Genomic DNA, 3357 nt, shown 5'->3' on the forward strand with positions numbered 1-3357 from the left:
ATGCTGATACTTGAAATACTAAGACATTATAATTAATCCGCTATTTTTAAGTATGCAAAAAATAAGAATATAGGGGGATAGTTATGAAAAAAGAACTGCTTAAAATAAATGAAATGGTTAAAGGTGATGAAATAGCAGAAAAAATTATGAGTGATTTGCTGGATGTTTATTATAAAAGAGAAAGAATTGGAGAGTTTAGAAAAAAGCTAATACATTTTTCTAAACCATTAATAATTATAATTGCAGAAGTATTATTTTTATTGACAGGTTTAGTATTAGCGTTCAATGTAGATAAGAGACTAGATCTATATTCGTTAAACCCAATAGTATTTCCTATAGTACTTGCTTTTGGTTTTTTAATGATTTTTTATTTGCAGTTAAAATTATCATATATGCTTGAAGATGTAAATGATAAAATTAATGAGAAATATTTATATAAAATCAAGGATGGTGAACTGGATTATATAAATGACATTTTGTATGAACAGAAAGAATTTAAGAAAAAATACGAGATAATAAAAAAAGGAAGCAACAGGTACATAGATTATCCACCATTAACTAAAATACGGAAAAAGACAAAATACAATGAGTTAGAAATTTATAGTTATTATCAGATTAATAAGATATCATTCGATAAAATTGATATTGATTGTTGGGAATGTAAAATATGGAAGTAAATAGAAAATAATATAAAACTAGGAAGATGGGGGTTTAAGATGGAATTTGATACTTCGACTGATTTTGGATATTTTTTGATACGAGTGCTTATATTTTGTGTAGGAGCTTATATAGTATTAGTGCTTTATGGAAATTTTTTTAACAATGAGAGATATTATAAAGAATATGAACTAATAAATGTAGTTGATGATGATTCAGATGGAAGAAAAGATGAAATTACATATGCATATATTGATAAAAATGATGAGATACATTTCTGGTACAAGGATGAAAATAATGAACTGGTAAAAAGTACATATAATCTCGATAAAGTAAAAATATATGAGACTAACATTGAAAAACCAGTGGTTAAGTTTGGATACGGTTTATTTAATAGGCTTGTTTCAGTAGAGTTAAGTATAAGTAGAGATTATATAAAATAACTATATAAACAAAGATTAAAGGAGAAGAATATGATAAACAGAGTAGTATTAGTTGGAAGACTGTCAAGAGATCCTGAACTTAGAAGGACACCACGTGGAGATGCTGTTACTTCATTTACTTTAGCAGTAAATCGCAATTTTACAAGCAGAGAGGGTCAACAACAGGCTGATTTTATCAACTGTATTGTATGGCGTAAGCCAGCTGAAAATGTTGAAAAATACTGTTCAAAAGGTAGTCTTGTAGGAGTTGAAGGTAGACTTCAGACACGTAGCTATGATAATAGCCAAGGTAAAAAGGTATATGTTGTAGAAGTTATTTGTGACAGTGTACAGTTCTTAGAAACAAAATCTGCCCGTGAAAGACAATTACAGCAAATGCAGCAGCCACAAAATAAAGTAGAAAAAACTTATAATAGTGAAGATTTGGAAAAGGAATTTGATAATTCAGCGAATACGTTTGATATTTTACCTGAGGATCTTCCGTTTGAATAAAGGTACTATTTATAGTACCTTTTATTTCCGCCTTTAAATAAACAGTAGAGATATCTCCCATACAAACAATCTCGGCGGATTTTATAAAGCTAAGGATGATAACTATTCCCTATTTTCTTTCCCGTATCATCCTTTATAATCTGAAATAGAGGTAGGTCAAATGACCTACCTCTATTCAATAACAAAATATTCGGGATAAAATAAATTTTGTTATTTAAAAAATATATAAAAGAATATTAACAATCATAACAATTGAAAGTGATAATTACAAGAATAAAGTTTCTATTAACAAAATGGTCTACATTAAAAATCTGTAGGAGAGAGTTTTATTATTAACAGCTTGTTATTTGTCAATAAGCGAAAAATAAATTTTTACTGGACCTGAAGGCCACAATAAAAATTTATTTTATCTTGACTGCTGCACAGTCATTATTGACAAAAACATTTTTTGCTGTCCGACTTGCTCGGCAAGTCAAACAAAAAAGAAAATAAAATTTCCTTTTCTGTTTTCCTATGCACTCCCAATTGTACGCAAAAAACCGCATATTCAAGTGATCGTGAAATACGATCACAATTAAAGGCAAAGGCAGTCACCAAAAAAGAATTATATGGTAGGTCATTTGACCTACTAAAAAAAATGACAAATTGCAAGGATGTCACCTAAAATAACACTATTTTTGGTAAATTATATATGGGTGGGAGATTATGAAAATTGGAAAGAAATTAAGAGAGTTGAGAATTGAACAAAATTTGACCCAAAATGAAGTTGCAATATTGACAGGTATAAAGCGTTCATCAATTGCAGCATATGAGCTTAATGAACAGTTACCACCAGTAGATAAACTGATACAGTTGGCAAAATTATATAAAGTTAGCCTTGATTATTTATGTGGGTTAGATAATAGTGAAATTCGAAATACTAGAAATGAAAAATCAAAGATATAAAAAACTGTTTCACTATGTGGGCCAGTTTTTTATTTAGAGGGAGAAGCTAAAATGAAGATTAAGAAATTATGTTTAAATTATTTAGATACAGGAGAAAAACATATTATTGCAGGAATTACTTCAGCTGCAGTACTCTTAGCTAGTATACTGGGTATATATGCTTTAGCAAGAGCTAATTTACCCGATTTTGTTCTAAGTGATAGTAAAGCTATTAAACTAGAATATGGTGAGAAATATTCTGTCAATGGCATGAAATTATTGAATACAGAAGGTATGGATGATGAAGATAAAAAAATATTAAAAAATGGATTAAGTATAAAATCTAATTTTAAATATGAGGATGGTAAAGATTATCCAGCAATTGGAGAGTATAAGATAACAATGACCTTTAATGATAATACACTTGTTAAAAAAGTTAAAGTCGCTGATACTACAGCTCCAGAGCTAAATACAGAATTTCGTGATATAGATATTGTAAAAGGAACAGATTTAGCAGCATATGATTTTACAGGTCTTAATTTATTTAGTGCAACAGATCTATCGCCTGTAGAGGTAGGATACGACAGCAGTGCAGTTAACAGTAACACAGTAGGAACATATGTATTAAAAGTTACTGCTAAGGATACTTCTAGTAATGAAACTACTAAAGAACTAACAGTTAATATAACAGAAGCTCCAAATGTAAATCAAGAACTTGTAACAGAAACAGTAACTAATGAAGATGGAACAAAATCTATTCGCAATACATTAAGAGATAAAGCGACAGCTCAAGACGATACAGCAAATACTAAAATTAGTTCTAATTCCAGTAAAGGAAGCA

The 3357-nt window shown here is 29.2% G+C and carries 4 protein-coding genes and 1 pseudogene; all 5 read left to right on the plus strand.

What is annotated here, in order from left to right:
* Nucleotides 1–83: 83 nt before the first annotated feature.
* Complete coding sequence (locus tag KSU54_RS18220; RefSeq protein WP_217746744.1) at nt 84–677, plus strand: hypothetical protein; 594 nt, start codon at nt 84–86, stop codon at nt 675–677.
* A 39-nt stretch (nt 678–716) separates the two neighbouring features.
* Nucleotides 717–1100, plus strand: coding sequence for a hypothetical protein (locus tag KSU54_RS18225; protein WP_217746743.1), 384 nt, complete (start codon nt 717–719; stop codon nt 1098–1100).
* Nucleotides 1101–1130: 30 nt separating this feature from the next.
* A complete protein-coding gene (gene ssb, locus KSU54_RS18230; protein WP_054322810.1) occupies nt 1131–1592 on the plus strand; it encodes a single-stranded DNA-binding protein in 462 nt (153 codons plus the stop codon).
* Between the two features lie 705 nt (nt 1593–2297).
* Nucleotides 2298–2537 (plus strand): helix-turn-helix domain-containing protein, encoded by a 240-nt coding sequence (locus KSU54_RS18235; protein WP_054322809.1) that lies wholly within the window; start codon nt 2298–2300, stop codon nt 2535–2537.
* A gap of 51 nt (nt 2538–2588) precedes the next feature.
* Nucleotides 2589–3357: pseudogene (locus KSU54_RS18240) on the plus strand (L,D-transpeptidase family protein); the annotation flags it as partial.

Origin of the sequence: Erysipelatoclostridium sp. MSK.23.31 (assembly GCF_019125875.1) — a bacterium.
GTDB classification, from domain to species: domain Bacteria; phylum Bacillota_I; class Bacilli_A; order Erysipelotrichales; family Coprobacillaceae; genus Thomasclavelia; species Thomasclavelia ramosa.

Bases quoted from the DNA above. Each gene is read 5' to 3' on its own strand.
- ssb (WP_054322810.1), top strand. From the start codon at position 1,131: ATGATAAACAGAGTAGTATTAGTTGGAAGACTGTCAAGAGATCCTGAA.
- KSU54_RS18235 (WP_054322809.1), top strand. From the start codon at position 2,298: ATGAAAATTGGAAAGAAATTAAGAGAGTTGAGAATTGAACAAAATTTG.
- KSU54_RS18225 (WP_217746743.1), top strand. From the start codon at position 717: ATGGAATTTGATACTTCGACTGATTTTGGATATTTTTTGATACGAGTG.
- KSU54_RS18220 (WP_217746744.1), top strand. From the start codon at position 84: ATGAAAAAAGAACTGCTTAAAATAAATGAAATGGTTAAAGGTGATGAA.